15 protein-coding genes are annotated in these 14,353 nt (G+C 70.0%); 5 read left to right on the forward strand and 10 right to left on the reverse strand.

Features of this window, described 5'->3' with window-relative positions; translation table 11 throughout:
* Positions 1-201: 201 nt before the first annotated feature.
* Both ACFYZ4_RS21890 and ACFYZ4_RS21895 read right to left on the reverse strand, forming a co-directional pair.
* Positions 202-1,518: a PhoH family protein gene (locus tag ACFYZ4_RS21890; protein ID WP_351301811.1), complete on the reverse strand. Its 1,317-nt coding sequence runs from the start codon at positions 1,516-1,518 to the stop codon at positions 202-204.
* 325 nt (positions 1,519-1,843) lie between these two features.
* Entirely contained in the window at positions 1,844-2,605 is a 762-nt protein-coding gene (locus tag ACFYZ4_RS21895; RefSeq protein ID WP_351301808.1) for an isoprenyl transferase, read from the reverse strand.
* A gap of 127 nt (positions 2,606-2,732) precedes the next feature.
* On the opposite strand from ACFYZ4_RS21895, the gene mgrA reads away from it, so the two are divergent.
* Complete coding sequence (gene mgrA / locus ACFYZ4_RS21900; protein WP_390784599.1) at positions 2,733-3,770, forward strand: L-glyceraldehyde 3-phosphate reductase; 1,038 nt, start codon at positions 2,733-2,735, stop codon at positions 3,768-3,770.
* Positions 3,771-3,912: 142 nt separating this feature from the next.
* Here the strand turns inward: mgrA and ACFYZ4_RS21905 are convergent, their stop codons facing one another.
* On the reverse strand, positions 3,913-4,686 hold the full coding sequence (locus ACFYZ4_RS21905) for a prepilin peptidase (RefSeq protein WP_384342235.1): 774 nt from the start codon (positions 4,684-4,686) through the stop codon (positions 3,913-3,915).
* A 157-nt stretch (positions 4,687-4,843) separates the two neighbouring features.
* Here ACFYZ4_RS21905 and ACFYZ4_RS21910 point away from each other — a divergent pair, with 157 nt between their 5' ends.
* From ACFYZ4_RS21910 to ACFYZ4_RS21920, 3 genes are all read left to right on the forward strand, one after another.
* Positions 4,844-5,212, forward strand: coding sequence for a DUF192 domain-containing protein (locus ACFYZ4_RS21910; RefSeq protein ID WP_390784600.1), 369 nt, complete (start codon positions 4,844-4,846; stop codon positions 5,210-5,212).
* A 59-nt stretch (positions 5,213-5,271) separates the two neighbouring features.
* Positions 5,272-5,889: an SMI1/KNR4 family protein gene (locus ACFYZ4_RS21915; RefSeq protein ID WP_351301796.1), complete on the forward strand. Its 618-nt coding sequence runs from the start codon at positions 5,272-5,274 to the stop codon at positions 5,887-5,889.
* A 313-nt stretch (positions 5,890-6,202) separates the two neighbouring features.
* Positions 6,203-7,489 (forward strand): extracellular solute-binding protein, encoded by a 1,287-nt coding sequence (locus ACFYZ4_RS21920; protein ID WP_384342239.1) that lies wholly within the window; start codon positions 6,203-6,205, stop codon positions 7,487-7,489.
* Between the two features lie 142 nt (positions 7,490-7,631).
* Here the strand turns inward: ACFYZ4_RS21920 and ACFYZ4_RS21925 are convergent, their stop codons facing one another.
* The 4 genes from ACFYZ4_RS21925 to ACFYZ4_RS21940 all read right to left on the reverse strand — a co-directional run bounded on the left by ACFYZ4_RS21925 (position 7,632) and on the right by ACFYZ4_RS21940 (position 12,044).
* Positions 7,632-8,255 carry a hypothetical protein gene (locus tag ACFYZ4_RS21925; RefSeq protein ID WP_351301790.1) on the reverse strand — a complete coding sequence of 208 codons (624 nt, stop codon included), beginning with the start codon at positions 8,253-8,255 and terminating at the stop codon, positions 7,632-7,634.
* A 107-nt stretch (positions 8,256-8,362) separates the two neighbouring features.
* Positions 8,363-8,692 carry a nuclear transport factor 2 family protein gene (locus ACFYZ4_RS21930; protein ID WP_351301787.1) on the reverse strand — a complete coding sequence of 110 codons (330 nt, stop codon included), beginning with the start codon at positions 8,690-8,692 and terminating at the stop codon, positions 8,363-8,365.
* A 98-nt stretch (positions 8,693-8,790) separates the two neighbouring features.
* Positions 8,791-9,585, reverse strand: coding sequence for a polysaccharide deacetylase family protein (locus ACFYZ4_RS21935; RefSeq protein WP_390784601.1), 795 nt, complete (start codon positions 9,583-9,585; stop codon positions 8,791-8,793).
* Positions 9,586-10,442: 857 nt separating this feature from the next.
* The gene (locus tag ACFYZ4_RS21940; protein WP_351297733.1) at positions 10,443-12,044 is read right to left on the reverse strand and encodes an MDR family MFS transporter; all 1,602 of its coding nucleotides are present in this window, start codon (positions 12,042-12,044) and stop codon (positions 10,443-10,445) included.
* Positions 12,045-12,184: 140 nt separating this feature from the next.
* On the opposite strand from ACFYZ4_RS21940, the gene ACFYZ4_RS21945 reads away from it, so the two are divergent.
* A complete protein-coding gene (locus ACFYZ4_RS21945) occupies positions 12,185-12,763 on the forward strand; it encodes a helix-turn-helix domain-containing protein (protein ID WP_351297730.1) in 579 nt (192 codons plus the stop codon).
* A 105-nt stretch (positions 12,764-12,868) separates the two neighbouring features.
* Here ACFYZ4_RS21945 and ACFYZ4_RS21950 read toward each other — a convergent pair whose 3' ends face one another.
* The 3 genes from ACFYZ4_RS21950 to ACFYZ4_RS21960 all read right to left on the reverse strand — a co-directional run bounded on the left by ACFYZ4_RS21950 (position 12,869) and on the right by ACFYZ4_RS21960 (position 14,204).
* A complete protein-coding gene (locus ACFYZ4_RS21950) occupies positions 12,869-13,159 on the reverse strand; it encodes a hypothetical protein (RefSeq protein WP_390784602.1) in 291 nt (96 codons plus the stop codon).
* 204 nt (positions 13,160-13,363) lie between these two features.
* Complete coding sequence (locus tag ACFYZ4_RS21955) at positions 13,364-13,579, reverse strand: hypothetical protein (RefSeq protein WP_351297724.1); 216 nt, start codon at positions 13,577-13,579, stop codon at positions 13,364-13,366.
* Between the two features lie 220 nt (positions 13,580-13,799).
* Positions 13,800-14,204 (reverse strand): hypothetical protein, encoded by a 405-nt coding sequence (locus ACFYZ4_RS21960; RefSeq protein WP_390784603.1) that lies wholly within the window; start codon positions 14,202-14,204, stop codon positions 13,800-13,802.
* Between the last annotated feature and the right edge of the window lie 149 nt (positions 14,205-14,353).

Raw genomic sequence — 14,353 nt, forward strand, 5'->3', positions numbered from 1 at the left:
CTGCCGGAACGCGACACCGCAAGGCAATTCTCCGTTGCGTGGGAAAGGTCACACCTGGCATGTCGTCGTCTGTTTCACCAAAGGGCTGTGCAGCACGACGCCGCCCGGCTAGGCTCTCGGGCCTTTGCCGGGCGGCGCCAACTCACCTTCCCGCTATGAGGTTTTTGACCGTTTCGGCCGCCCGAAAGGCGGCCGTCGGGGTCAGAGGGTTTCGAGCATCTCGGTGACCAGTGCGGCGATCGGGGAGCGCTCGGACCGCGTGAGCGTGATGTGCGCGAAGAGCGGATGTCCCTTCAACTTCTCGACCACGGCGACGACTCCGTCGTACCGGCCGACCCGCAGGTTGTCCCGCTGGGCCACGTCGTGGGTCAGAACGACCCGCGAATTCGCGCCGATTCGGGACAGAACAGTCAGCAGGACGTTCCGCTCCAGCGACTGTGCCTCGTCCACAATCACGAAGGCGTCGTGCAGCGAACGGCCGCGGATGTGCGTGAGCGGCAGGACCTCCAGCATCCCGCGGTTCAGCACCTCCTCGATGACCTCCCGCCCGGCGACCGCCGAGAGGGTGTCGAAGACCGCCTGCGCCCAGGGGCTCATCTTCTCGGCGGCGTCCCCGGGCAGGTAGCCGAGGTCCTGGCCGCCCACCGCGTACAGCGGCCGGAAGACCATCACCTTCTGGTGCTGCCTCCGCTCCAGCACCGCTTCCAGGCCGGCGCACAGCGCCAGCGCGGACTTTCCGGTGCCGGCCCGGCCGCCCATCGAGATGATCCCGATCTCGGGGTCGAGGAGGAGGTCCAGGGCGATGCGCTGCTCGGCGCTGCGGCCGTGCAGCCCGAAGGCCTCGCGGTCGCCCCGCACGAGCTTCACGTTGCCGTCCGCGGTGACCCGGCCGAGCGCCTTTCCGCGCTCGGACTGCAGGACCAGCCCGGTGTGGACGGGCAGCTCGGCGGCCTCCGGCACGTAGAGCCGCTCCTCGGAGTAGAGGAGGTCCACCTGCTCCCCGGAGAGGGCGACTTCGCTCATCCCCGTCCAGCCGGCATCGGTGATCGCGAGCTCCGCCCGGTACTCCTCCGCGATCAGCCCCACGGAGGAGGCCTTGATGCGCAGGGGAAGATCCTTCGAGACCACCGTCACGTCGTAGCCCTCGGCCTGCAGATTGCGGGCGACGGCGAGGATCCGCGAGTCGTTGTCCCCCAGTCGGAAGCCGGCGGGCAGGACACCCGGATCGGAGTGGTTGAGCTCGACACGCAGGGTGCCACCCAGATCGCCCAGCGGGATGGGGGCGTCGAGGCGTCCGTACCGGACCCGGAAGTCGTCGAGCAGGCGCAGGGCCTGGCGCGCGAAGTAGCCGAGTTCGGGATGGTGCCTCTTTGCCTCCAGCTCGGTGATCACCACGATCGGGAGCACGACCTCGTGCTCGTCGAAGCGGGAGATCGCGTTGGGGTCTGCCAGCAGGACGCTGGTGTCGAGGACATAGGTCCGCCTGTCGGGCAGGCGGCGCTTCGTGCTGGTCACCACGGAAGGACGTACCCCCTCGGAAGAGGTCGGGCCATGAAGACCGGACCGGTCATCGGCACCCATGCCAGGGCCGATTTCCGGCCCTCCCACTCCGTCCGTGCGCATCGCACGTGCGTCCTGGTGCAAAGGGCCTCCCGGGCGGACGACCCCATGCCGTCCGCTGAGACTCGACACCCGTGGATCGGGCATCGACCTGAAAGGGATATTCCCCGATCAGGCCAGGCCATGCCATGGCATATGACGGACGCTCGGTGAATCCCTGGTGAAGGGTTCGAGGGGAGGTGTCGAGGGGGCCCGCGGAGCCCTGCCGGGCCCCCGCGCGGGATCAGCTGCCGTAGCGCCGGTGGCGGGCCGCGTAGTCGCGCAGGGCCCGCAGGAAGTCGACCTTGCGGAAGGCCGGCCAGAAGACTTCGCAGAAGTAGTACTCGGAGTGCGCGCTCTGCCACAGCATGAATCCGGACAGTCGCTGCTCGCCGCTGGTGCGGATCACGAGGTCCGGGTCGGGCTGGCCGCGCGTGTAGAGGTGCTCGGCGATGTGGTCGATGTCGAGGATCTCGGCGAGCTCCTCGAAGGAGGTGCCCTTCCGGGCGTGCTCCAGGAGCAGCGAGCGCACCGCGTCGGCGATCTCCTGCCGGCCGCCGTAGCCGACGGCGACGTTGACGAGTATCCCGTCGACGCCGTGGGTGGCCTCCTCGGCCTCCTTCAGGACGCTCTGGGTCCCGGCGGGCAGGATGTCGAGGTTGCCGACGTGGTGGACGCGCCAGCGGCCGTCCGCGGCGAGGCCCCGGACGGTGTTCTCGATGATGTTGAGCAGCGGTCGGAGCTCGACCTCGGGCCGGTCCAGGTTGTCCGTGGACAGCATCCACAGGGTGACGACCTCGACGTCCGTCTCGGTGCACCAGCCGAGCATCTCGGAGATCTTGTCGGCTCCGGCCTGGTGGCCCTGTTCCGTCGTACCTCCGGACGCCTTCGCCCAGCGACGGTTCCCGTCCAGGATGACGCCGATGTGCTTGGGTGCCGCGTCATGGTCGAGGCGGCCTTCCACCCGGCGTGCGTAAAGCCTGTACACCAGGTCGCGCAGCTTCACGATCTTCCAGCCCCTCCGTGCAATGCCCCCGTGCCATGTGCGGTCTCCCCCGAGGCGGCCACATTACTGCGCGGTGGGACGGGGTACCCAACTCGGTCTGTCACAAGTCCGTGATAGGGAGGACAACGTGACTGATACCAATCCCTATCGGGCAGAGCCCTCGCGCTACGACTCCATGGAGTACCGGCGCACCGGCCACAGCGGCCTCAAGCTCCCCGCGATCTCCCTCGGCCTCTGGCACAACTTCGGCGACGACAGGTCCCTGGAGTCCCAGCGGGCGATCCTGCGCCGGGCCTTCGACCTCGGCATCACCCACTTCGACCTGGCGAACAACTACGGACCGCCGCCCGGCTCGGCCGAGCTGAACTTCGGGAAGATCTTCGCGCAGGACTTCGCGTCCTACCGCGACCAGCTGATCCTCTCCACCAAGGCCGGCTACTTCATGCACGAGGGGCCGTACGGCGAGTGGGGCAGCCGGAAGTACCTGCTCGGCTCGCTCGACGCCTCGCTGAAGCGGATGGGCGTGGACTACGTCGACATCTTCTACTCGCACCGCTTCGACCCGGAGACCCCGCTGGAGGAGACCATGGGCGCCCTCGCGTCCGCGGTCCAGCAGGGCAAGGCGCTGTACGTGGGCGTCTCCTCCTACACGGCCGAGCAGACGGCCGAGGCGGCGCGGATCCTGCGCGAGATGGGCATCCGCCCGCTCATCCACCAGCCCTCGTACTCCATGATCAACCGCTGGACGGAGGAGGACGGACTGCTGGACACCCTGGAGGACGCCGGCATGGGCTGCATCTCCTTCGCGCCGCTCGCGCAGGGGATGCTGACCGCCAAGTACCTGAAGGGCATCCCGGCGGACTCGCGCGCCGCGCAGGGCAAGTCCCTCAACCCGGACCTGCTGTCGGACGAGGTGCTCCGCCGGCTCGTCGGCCTGAACGAGATCGCGTCCCGCCGCGGCCAGTCCCTGGCCCAGCTGGCGCTCAAGTGGGTGCTGCGCGACGACCGCATGACGTCGGCTCTGATCGGCGCTTCCAGCGTGAAGCAGCTGGAGGAAAACGTGGCCGCTCTGGCGTCCGCGCCGCTCTCCGAGGCCGAGTTGAAGGAGATCGACTCCTTCGCGGTGTCCACCCCCGGAACCAACATCTGGGCCCAGCGCGGCTGACCTGCGCATTCGTCTCACGGGCCGGTTGAAGGGCGGTGAAACGAAAAACGGGCCGGTCCGTGGGGGGGATACGGACCGGCCCGAGGGGGGGGTTCCACCATAACCCTTCGTAAAGCATGCTGCGTGCATTGGCGCGCCACGATTACGCTCCGAAACCACCCAGCAGCACTCCGGTGAGTGCTCCGGCCGCCATGAAGGGGCCGAAGGCGAAGCCCTGCTCGCGGGTCCCGGAGCCGCGCAGCAGCAGGGTGAGGCCGTACAGGGCCCCGTAGAGGAGCCCCAGGAAGGCCCCCGCCGCCCATACCCCCCACCCGTACCACCCAAGAGCGACCCCCATCGAGAGCGCCAGCTTGACGTCGCCGAAGCCCATCCCGGCGGGGTTGATCAGGTGGAGCAACAGGTACGCCGCTCCGAGCGCGCCGCCGCCGAGCAGGGCGAGCCGCCAGTCGCCTCCGGCGCGGGGCAGGAGGGCGGCCGCCCCGAGCAGGGCCGCCGCCCCGGCCGCGAGCGGCAGGGTCAGTACGTCGGGCAGCCGGTGCACGGCACGGTCGACGAGGGCGAGCAGCACGACCACCGGGGCGAGCCCCACGTAGACCAGGGCCTCGGGCCGCACCCCGACGGCCGCCCCGAGCCCGGCGCAGAGCGCCCCGACGAGCACGGCGAGGGGGGCGGCGCGCCTCCCGTAGACGTGCGGGGCCGCGGCCGCGGGCGGCGGGGTGTCCGAGCCGCGCACGAGGACCCCCGCGGCAACCCGGCAGCGCGCCGGGCCGAGCCAGCCGCGCACCCGGTGCCTCTCCGGGCAGCGGTCACGCCAGGGCTCCCCCGGCTCGACGGAGAGCCGGTACGCGGCGCGCGGCAGCAGCCAGCCGGCGGTGGCGCCGAAGCCGGCGGCGAGAACGATCAGGGCGACTCCCATCCGGCGACGGTAGCGCCGCCGGCTCCCGCTGCGCAGGGCTGCACTTCAGCCCGTCCGGCGTTTGAGGACCGGGTCCGGGCAGAGCCCGGGAAACGGCGAAAGGGCGGGGCGGGGAGACGGCTCCGCGCAGCGGCACCCCGCCCCTAGGCTGGCCGGCATGGCGAACTGGCAGGACGGCCCCGGCACACTGCATGTCGACGCGGACCCCATCCCCCTGGAGGTCGCCGCCTCCTACCGGGCCCGCACGAGGGGCCTGCTCGGCCGGGACGGGATCGACGGCGCCATGCTCCTGACCCCGGCGGCCGGCGTGCACACCTTCCGGATGCGGTTCGCGATCGACGTGGCGTACCTCGACCGGAACCTCCGCGTGCTCGCCGTGGTCACCATGCCCCCGGGCCGGCTCGGGCTGCCCCGCCTCCGCTCCCGGCACGTCCTGGAGGCGGCGGCCGGAGCCATGGCCGGCTGGGGGCTGCGGCCGGGGACCTCCGTCAAGGTGGACGTACCGGGGCGTCTCACTCCCGGCTAGGCGGCACCCCTTCGCGGCAGTAGGTTGGGGCGGTTGAGCTGGGGCATCAGGGGAGCGGCATGACGGAGAACGCGCGGATCAAGGCGCTGGAGCAGATCATGCCGGCGACGCACGGCGCCGACGAGGACATCGACTGGCCGGCGGCCGAGGCCGCCTGGGGGACCCGGTTCCCGGCCGATTTCATCGCGTTCATGGGCCGCTTCGGCGCGGGCTCCATCAACGGCGAGGCGAGCATCCTGCTGCCGCTGCCCAAGCCCGGACTCCAGTGGGATCCGGCGGAGATGGCCGAGGAGACCGAGAACGCCCGGCAGGCCTGGGAGGCGGAGGGCGGTCGCGCCGCCTTCGACGTGGACCCGGAGGCGATCATCGCCTGGGGGGTCACCGGCGGCTCGGACATCCTGTGCTGGCTCACTTCCGACCCCGATCCGGACCGGTGGCCGGTCCTGGTCTGCGGGCGGCACACCGCCGACTCCTTCGCGGTGTATCCGTACGGCATGGCCGAGTTCCTCTACCGGCTCTGCTCCGACGAGTTCGACGTGAGCCCCGTCAGCATCACCTTCTGGGACGGCGGCCACCTCAGCTTCGTGCACTGGCGCAAGGCCCAGCGGCGCTGGCAGGAGGGCCGCAACCCGGAGACGGGCGAGCCCGACCCGTACGCCGGCGAGTTCGCCGACTGAGCCGCGGGCCGCGAGCCGCAGGCCACGAGCCCCTCAAGGCCCTCACCCACTCCCCCACTCCCCCAGCCCGTTTCCGTGACCGGAAACGGGCTTTTCGGCATGTCTACGCGCGTCCGTTTTGTTGATCACATATCGGAAAACACCAGCCGGAAAAGCCGCACTTGGAGCATTGACCACAACTACGCCCCCAATGCAATCAACCACCCCTTCGTCGGGAGAGAATTCCGGCCAACGGGCACATCCAGATACACCTCAGCCCGGAGCAACTCATAAGTAACAACGGGATTCAAAAGAAAATCAGGGGAATACACCCGTGCGACGAAGAATCTTCGGCACGACCTCCACCACGGTCGTGCTCGGCCTGTTGATACCTCTGGCCGGATGTGGTGGCTCCGGAGACAGTGCAGGTGACGGCGGTACGCTGCACCTGATCGCCGCCGAATACGGCGACGGCCCGGCCACCAGTTCCAAGCCCTACTGGGACAAGATGACGGCCGATTTCACCGAGGCCAACCCCGGAATCAAGGTCGACGTCAAGCTCCTGCCGTGGGCCGACATCGACCGCGAGGTCTCCCGTCTGGTCAAGGCCGGCAAGGCGCCGGATGTCGCGCTCATGGGCTCTTACTCGGACTTCGCGGCCCAGGGCCAGCTGTATCCCGCGAACGAACTCCTCTCGGTCACCGCAGAGGCGAATTTCCTGCAGCCGCTCGCCGACGCCGGCTCCGTCGGCAACACCCTCTACGGCCTGCCCTTCGTGGCGAGCAGCCGCCTCCTCTTCTACAACCAGGCGCTCTTCACCAAGGCCGGCATCAAGGAGCCCCCGAAGACCTGGTCCGAGCTCAAGGCCGCCGCGAAGGCGCTCAAGGACAAGGGCGTGCCGTACCCGTACGCGCTGCCCCTCGGCCCGGAAGAGGCGCACGCCGAGGCGATGATCTGGGAGCTGAGCAACGGCGGCGGCTACGCCGACAGCGCCGGCAACTACGCCCTGGCCTCCGATCAGAACATCAAGACGTGGAGCTGGGTCAAGGATCAGCTGGTCGCCCCCGGTCTCACCGGACCGACCCCGCCCGCCAAGCTCAACCGCGCCGACGCCTTCGCCGCCTTCCTGCGCGGCGAGGTCGGCATGCTCAACGGCTACCCGTCGCTCGCCCACGAGGCGCGCGGCAAGGGCATCGGCGTCGGCACCACCGCCATGCCCGTCTCGGACGACCTCGGCGTCGGGGAGAACCCGCCGGCCGTCGGCGTGGCCGACTGGATGATGGCCTTCAAGCAGAACGGGAAGCGCGAGGAGATCGCCAAGTTCCTGGACTTCCTCTACCAGGACAAGAACCTGACGGAATTCGCCGACCGCTACCACCTGCTGCCCTCCACCATCACCGCGTCGCGCACCCCGGCCGGCGGCGGCCTGGACAAGAACGACCAGCAGTTCCTGGACGCGCTGCGCGGCGCCCAGCTCTACCCGGTGAACGACCCGTCCTGGCTGACGGTCAGCGACACCATCAAGCGCAACATCGGCCGCGCCGTGGAACCGAACGGCGACCCGAAGGGCGTCCTCGAGGACATCGCCGCCCAGGCGAACCAAGCCGCCAAGAAGAACTGAAAGACCCTCGACACGGGACCTTCGCCCCCTGCCGCAGAGCACCCCGTGCGGCACCATGGCCACTACGGCACTTGATCCAAGGCCGCGGCCCAGTCGCCCGCCGAGCACCCACAAGGTGCGCGGGGCGGCCGGCCCCCACTCGTCAGCGCTGCTGCCCGTGGTTCGCGGCGAACGCCGTCCGGTACTGCTCACAGCTGGAGTTCCAGCGCAGCGTGCCCGTGAGCGTCCCGTAACCCGAGCGCGTCACCGACCACTCCACCGCGTACTCACCGGTGTCACAGGCGATCCGCTTGCCGCCCGCGACCTTCTCGCGCCCGGTCGCGGGCTTCCCCGTCAGCTCCTTGCGCACCTGCGCCACTTCGGCCCCGTCGGCCGTCCGCAGCACGGCGCGCACGACGATCGGGTGCGTGCCCTTCTTGACCGTCACCGCCTTCTTCACCACCGCCGACTCCGACACCGACCAGGCGAACTCGTACGAGGGCAGCCACGCCAGCGTCTTCGGGTCGGCGACCTGGCGCTCGAAGTCCGGCCCGTCGGGGTGTCCGGGGCGGGTCACCGTCTTGTACTGGACCCCCGGGTAGAGCCGGAACTGCCCCTCCACCTTGTGCATCTCGTCCTTGGTCCACATCGACTTCATGTCCTTCTCGCCGCCTGCCGGGTCCTGGAGGTACGGCGTCTCCGCGGCGGTGGCCGGCTGGCCGAGGACGGGGGCGAGGGCCGCCGCGGCGGTGGCGAGGGCGAGAGCTGCGATGCGGGTGCGCTTCATGCCCGGCCCAACGGGACCCTCCGGCGGGCCGGAACGACGCCGGGCGCGCTTTCACCCGTACGGGAGCCCCGGCCTCCGAGATGACGCGAGCGACCTCCGACCCGGCCTCAGGCCTGACCGGTCTCGAAGCGGCTGATCCTGCCGCCGCCGGGGGCGATGACGAAGCGCCAGGTGGTGCGCATCTCGCCCCAGGTGTCGTTGCGGTAGTTGACGAGCAGGGTGCGGCCGCCGTCGGACTCGGACTGGACGTCCATGTGGCCGCCGGAGTCGAAGATCTCCCGGTCGATCCAGTCGTGCAGGTCGCGGTCGGAGCCGTCGTCGGACATGGTCGCGTCGGCGGTGAGGACCGCGAGGAAGGCGTCCTTGTCGTGCGCGTTGACGGCGGCGACGAGGGCGCCGACCGACGGGTCGGACAGTTTGCCGGGGGCGATGGCCACAGGAGCCTCCTGGTGGTGCGTACGAGTGGTGCGACCAGGGAACAACGCGGGTGGCTCCGTACGGTCGACCCTCACCCGTTCGCCGGGCGGACGGCGTGTCAGGGGGCGGTGCGGACCGGGAAACCGGTGGGGCGGCCCTGCTCCCTCAGCCAGTCCAGCACCTGGTCGAGGGCGTCGACGGTCTGCGCGCGGTTGCCGCCGCCGTCGTGGAAGAGGACCGTCGGGCCGTTGCCTATCTCGCGCTTGACGGCGTCGACGATGGCGGCCGTGCCGGGCTTGCCGAAGTCCTTCGTGTCGACGTTCCAGCCGAGCGGCCGCATCCCGTGCGCGGCGGCGATGCGCCGGCTGTCGGGGGTGAACGCGCCGCCGGGGGCCCGGTAGTACTCCACCTTCGCCCCGCTGCCCGCGGCTTCCTCGATCAGCTTCTTCGCATCCAGGATCTGCTGCTCCTGGTAGGCGACGGGCTTCTTGTCCATGGCGGTGTCGTGGTCCATGGTGTGGTCGCAGAGCCGGTGACCGGCCGCGACCACCTTCTTGACGAGGTCGGGGTGGGCCTTGGCCTGCGGGCCGACCATGCAGAAGGTCGCCTTGGCGTCGTGCCGTTGGAGAACCTCCAGCACCTGAGGGGTCCACCGGGGGTCGGGGCCGTCGTCGATGGTGATGTTGACGGCGTTCTCCCCGGCCTCGGACCCGTGGGCTATGCCCTCGGGTATCGCCTGCGGCCGCGACCCGGCGGCACCACCGGGGTCCGTCGGCCGGGCCACGTTCTGCTGCGTGGCGGCCTTGCCCGGCTCCACCAGGGTCGCCACTCCCCACACGGTCGCCGCGACGGCGGCGGCCGAGGCCACGACGACCGCACCTGCCCGAATGCCCCGCTTGTTCTCTCCCGCCATGAACCTCATGAAGTGTCCACTCCCCATCCGCTTTGCGAGCGTTCTGTGGATCAGGACGTCCATCGCCACCGAGGAGTTCCAGTCAATTGGGCCTTAAATTCCCCGTAATGACACCAAAGTGACTGATGGGACTTTAGCCCCGATCCCCAACCACTGTCAGCCCGCGCTCCGGTCCGGCTCCAGCCTTGCGCTACCGCCCGTTTCCCGTTGCGGCCCCACCACTGGGGCTCTGCCCCAGACCCCGCGCCTCAATCGCCGGCGGGGCTGAAGTTGCTGCGGGGCGAAGCCGAACGCCCCGGGGCTCCGCCCGGACCCAAACGCCGGCGGGGTTGGAGTGGTGCAGCCGGGTTGGATGGCGCGGCTCAAAACCGGGGCTCCGCCCCGCACCCCGCTCCTCAAACGCCGGAGGGGCTGAAGTGGGTGCGGCACAGCTGGACGGTGCGACTCAAAGATCGGGGCTCCGCCCCGGACCCCGCGCCTCAAACGCCGGCGAGGCTGAAATGGTGCGGCGAAGCTGGATGGTGCAACAAGGCTGAAGTGTGCGGCCAGGCCGGATTGGCGAAGCCAGGGTGAAAGACCCCAGGCGCTGGGGCCGAACCGGGCCGGTTGGGGCGGGGTCGGGTGTGTGCCGGGGTGATCCCCGCAGGGCGCCGAACGCACTGCCGCCGAGCTCTCCGACCCCTCGACACGTTCGGCGCCCGAGGAGACACCCCGGCGCGCGCCCGACCCCGGCACAACCGGCCCCCACCCGAAGCCCGGCCCCGGCACAACCGGCGCCCCGCACCCGGCCAACCGGACCCCCGACACGCCAACAGGCGGCACCACCGTCCCGGTGATACCGCCTGCTGTTGAGTCGATCAGCGTGCGACGGACTCCTGAGCCGCAGGAGCGGCGGCCTCATCCGCATCGGGTCCGGCGCCGGCCGAAGCCGCAGGCCCGGCCCCCCGAAGCGGCACCTCCTTGACGAACCAGGCCGCCGCGAACCCCAGTACGGCGATGCCCGCGCCCAGCAGGAACGCCGAGTGCGTACCGGCAGCCACCGCGTGCTGGTACGCGTCCCGCACGACCTCCGGCAGCTTCGCCAGGCTCGCCGCGTCCAGCTGCGCGGACCCCGCGGCCGCGGCCGCCTCCGGCCCGAGCCGCTCGGACATGGTGTCCGTGACCCGGGTGGTGAAGAGGGAACCCATCAGCGCGACGCCGAAGGATCCGCCGAGCGTACGGAAGAGGGTCGCCGAGGACGACGCGACGCCCATGTCCTTCATCTCGACGCTGTTCTGCGCGACCAGCATGGTGATCTGCATCAGGAAGCCGAGCCCGGCGCCGAGCACGGCCATGTAGAGGCCGGACATCAGACGGGTGGTGTCGGTGTCCATGGTCGCGAGCAGGAACATCCCGACGACCATCAGCCCACCGCCGATGATCGGGAAGATCTTGTACTTGCCGCTGCTGGTGGTGACGCGGCCCGCGATCAGCGAGACGAGCATCATCGAGAGCAGCATCGGCAGCAGGAGCAGGCCCGAGTTGGTGGCGGAAGCCCCCTGCACCGACTGCTGGAACAGCGGCAGGTACAGCACGCCGCCGAACATCGCGAAGCCGACCAGGAAGCCGATCACCGACATGAGCGTGAAGTTGCGGCTGCGGAAGATGTGCAGCGGCATGACCGGCTCTTCGGCCTTGGTCTCGGCGTAGAGGAAGGCGGCGGTCGACAGCACGCCGACGACGATCAGGCCGATGATCTGGCCGGAGCCCCAGGCGTACTCGGTACCGCCCCAGGTGGTGACGAGCACGGTGGAGGTGATGGCGATGGTCAGCAGCGCCGCGCCGAGGTAGTCGATCTTCGGCCGGACCCCCGGCTCCGTCTTCTTCGGCAGGTGCAGCACCGCCGTGACCATGGCGAGCGCCACGGCGCCGAGCGGCAGGTTGATGTAGAAGGACCAGCGCCAGCCCATGTGGTCGGTGATGGTGCCGCCGACGAGCGGGCCGCCGATCATGGCGAGGGCCATCACGCCGGCCATCATGCCCTGGTACTTGCCGCGCTCACGGGGCGGGATCAGGTCGCCGATGATCGCCATGACGCCGACCATCAGACCGCCGGCGCCGAGGCCCTGGATCGCGCGGAAGCCGATCAGCTGGCCCATGTCCTGGGCCATGCCGCTGAGCGCGGAGCCGATCAGGAAGATGACGATCGAGGTGAGGAAGGAGCCCTTCCGCCCGTACATGTCGCCGATCTTGCCCCAGATGGGCGTGGAGGCCGCGGTGGCCAGCGTGTACGCCGTCACCACCCAGGAGAGGTGCTCCAGGCCGCCGAGCTCGCCGACGATCGTGGGCATCGCGGTGCCGATGATCATGTTGTCGAGCATCGCGAGCAGCATCGCGATCATGAGCGCCATGAGGACGACCCGTACGCTGCGCGGCTTCACCTCCTCCGAAGTCCCCGCAGGCTTGACTGTGTCCACCATGTCCACTCCCCTGGCCTACCGGCCCTACTCCGCGCACTTCGTCCCGCACCGGCACTTACTTGCCGCCCGGCTAGTTCACTACACTGGGGAAGGTAGACCCGTAACTAGCCGGGCGTCAAGTAAGTAATTTGGGGAGAGCCATGTCCAGCAGCAGTCCGCAGCGCCGCCGTGGCGACACGCGTCAGCGCATCCAGGACGTCGCACTGGAGCTCTTCGTCGAGCAGGGGTACGAGAAGACGTCGCTGCGCGAGATCGCGGAGCGGCTGGAGGTCACGAAGGCGGCGCTGTACTACCACTTCAAGACCAAGGAAGACATCATCATCAGCATCTTCGAGGACCTGACCCGGCCCATCGACGAGCTGATCACGTGGGCCGAGGAACAGCCGCGCACCCTGGAGACCAAGCGCGAGGTGCTGCGGCGCTACAGCGAGGCGATGGCGGCGGGCGCGGCGCTGTACCGGTTCATGCAGGAGAACCAGGCGACCATGCGCGAGCTGAGCATCGGCGAGACGGTGAAGGCGCGGCTGTTCCGCCTGGTGGAGCTGCTGCGCACGCAGGACGGCCCGCTGACGGACCAGGTCCGCTGCGTCAGCGCGCTGTTCACGCTGCACGCCGGGATGATGTTCCTCCAGCACGTGGAGGGCGACCCGGAGGAGACCCGCCTGGCGGCCCTGGAGGTCGCCACGGACCTCATCACCCAGGCCCACCACGCGGCGTAAACCCAAGGCGGCGGCGGGGCCGGGTCCGGCGGGGGAGCCGGAGAACCACACTCGGTCCGCCTACGCCGCACTCGGCCTGCCGCGCGGGGAGTCACCCCCGGAGAATCAACTGCCCGCCGCCGGTGTGGTGGCGGACCAGAACTCGTCCTGAACGTCCGGACGCGGAGGGTACGGGGCAGGACGGTCCGGGGTGTTCGGCTTGGAGGTGGGCTGCTGGATGCCGGTGTCCTCCAGGCACGGCGTGGACGCCCCGAGGAAGAACTGGCCCTCGCCGGCGACCTTGACCTCCAGGCTGTAGCCGTCGGGAGTACTGGCGTAGGTGCCGGGGAACGTCGGGCTCTTGCGCACGCTGGTGATCTTGTAGCCGCGCTCCTTCCAGGCCCGGTGTTCGTGCAACCGGCATCCGAGGACGGACCGTGGTTCCACTTCAGTTCCGGCTGTACGGCGGCCAGGGTCTCCTGAAGGATGGCGTCGGCGCGCTCCGCGCCCTGCTGCAGCTGCACGGTTTCGTTCCTCTTGGCTGATCCGTCGTCGGCACCCGGGCCGCAGCCGGCAACGAGCGCTGCCAGTGCGAGGAGTGCGCCTGCGGGCGGGGTGGCTTCATCGGGGTTCCTCGGTGCTGATGTCCTGGGGATGCCCCGCGACGATCAGCGCGATGTTGGTCGCGGACTCTCTGTCCTTCGTGGGGTTGAAGTAGTTCGAGTGGGCGTCCATGGGGCCGTCGCCCCCGATGATGGGCCTGGGCCCGTCGTCCACCTTGAACCGGTTGGCACCGAAGTCCCGGTGGGGCGGATCGCCGATACCCAGCAGGTACATCGGCGGGTCCTTCGGCCTCGGGTTCCGCAGCTGGTCGTCGATCGAGCGCGCATGCCCGCGAGCTGGGTCTGGGACTTCTCGTGGCTCTGCTCCGACAGCTTGCCGATCAGCAGCTGCAGGTTGTCCCGGTTCACCTCGTCCCGGACCTCGGACGGAACGCCGTCCAGGTTGCCGATCACATCGGGGCAGGTGGCCAGGAGCTCGGCCCGCTGGTCGTCGCTCAGGCCCTGCCACCAGCTGTGGCGGTCCGCCGCGGCGCGACGTTCCGCAGGGCGGACTGCACCGACCCGCACTCATCCCGTACGGCGGACACCCGCTCCTCCCAGGAGGCGCGGACCGAGGCCAGCGCGGCGGTGGCCGAGAGTCCCGCCGTGCCGGCCTGGACGCCCTCGTGGGCGGCCGCCATCCTGCCCAGGCCCTCCGCTGTGGTGATGCGCAACTCACCGGCCGCCACCGAGGCCTTGGACCAGGGGCCGCCGGAGTGGGCCAGATCCTCGCCACCGGCATCGTCGCCGCCACCGCCGCCGTTGCCGCCGCCCGGGGCGTCCGCCGACGCGAGCCGCATCGCCGCCGGTTCGCCGAACAACTCCTGCCAGCGCGCCGGCAGATCGGTCTGTGTGCTCATGTGCTGTGCCGCTCCCCCTGGGCGCTCCCCCGCGCCTACGCCTCGTACGAAACCAACGCCGGGCTCTCGAAAGCAAGCTCAGAGGGCGGCGACATGGGGATTGACCTGCGATGACGTAACAGCCGGGGCCGGGAGACGGCAAGGGGCGG

It is taken from the genome of Streptomyces sp. NPDC001513, from assembly GCF_042894695.1.
Lineage (GTDB): Bacteria > Actinomycetota > Actinomycetes > Streptomycetales > Streptomycetaceae > Streptomyces.

Coding starts and splice junctions, on each gene's coding strand:
- ACFYZ4_RS21935 (WP_390784601.1), bottom strand. CDS start 9,585: ATGGCGGGAGAGAACAAGCGGGGCATTCGGGCAGGTGCGGTCGTCGTG.
- ACFYZ4_RS21955 (WP_351297724.1), bottom strand. CDS start 13,579: ATGTACCTGCTGGGTATCGGCGATCCGCCCCACCGGGACTTCGGTGCC.
- ACFYZ4_RS21915 (WP_351301796.1), top strand. CDS start 5,272: ATGACGGAGAACGCGCGGATCAAGGCGCTGGAGCAGATCATGCCGGCG.
- ACFYZ4_RS21925 (WP_351301790.1), bottom strand. CDS start 8,255: ATGAAGCGCACCCGCATCGCAGCTCTCGCCCTCGCCACCGCCGCGGCG.
- ACFYZ4_RS21905 (WP_384342235.1), bottom strand. CDS start 4,686: ATGGGAGTCGCCCTGATCGTTCTCGCCGCCGGCTTCGGCGCCACCGCC.
- ACFYZ4_RS21960 (WP_390784603.1), bottom strand. CDS start 14,204: ATGAGCACACAGACCGATCTGCCGGCGCGCTGGCAGGAGTTGTTCGGC.
- ACFYZ4_RS21940 (WP_351297733.1), bottom strand. CDS start 12,044: ATGGTGGACACAGTCAAGCCTGCGGGGACTTCGGAGGAGGTGAAGCCG.
- ACFYZ4_RS21945 (WP_351297730.1), top strand. CDS start 12,185: ATGTCCAGCAGCAGTCCGCAGCGCCGCCGTGGCGACACGCGTCAGCGC.
- ACFYZ4_RS21910 (WP_390784600.1), top strand. CDS start 4,844: ATGGCGAACTGGCAGGACGGCCCCGGCACACTGCATGTCGACGCGGAC.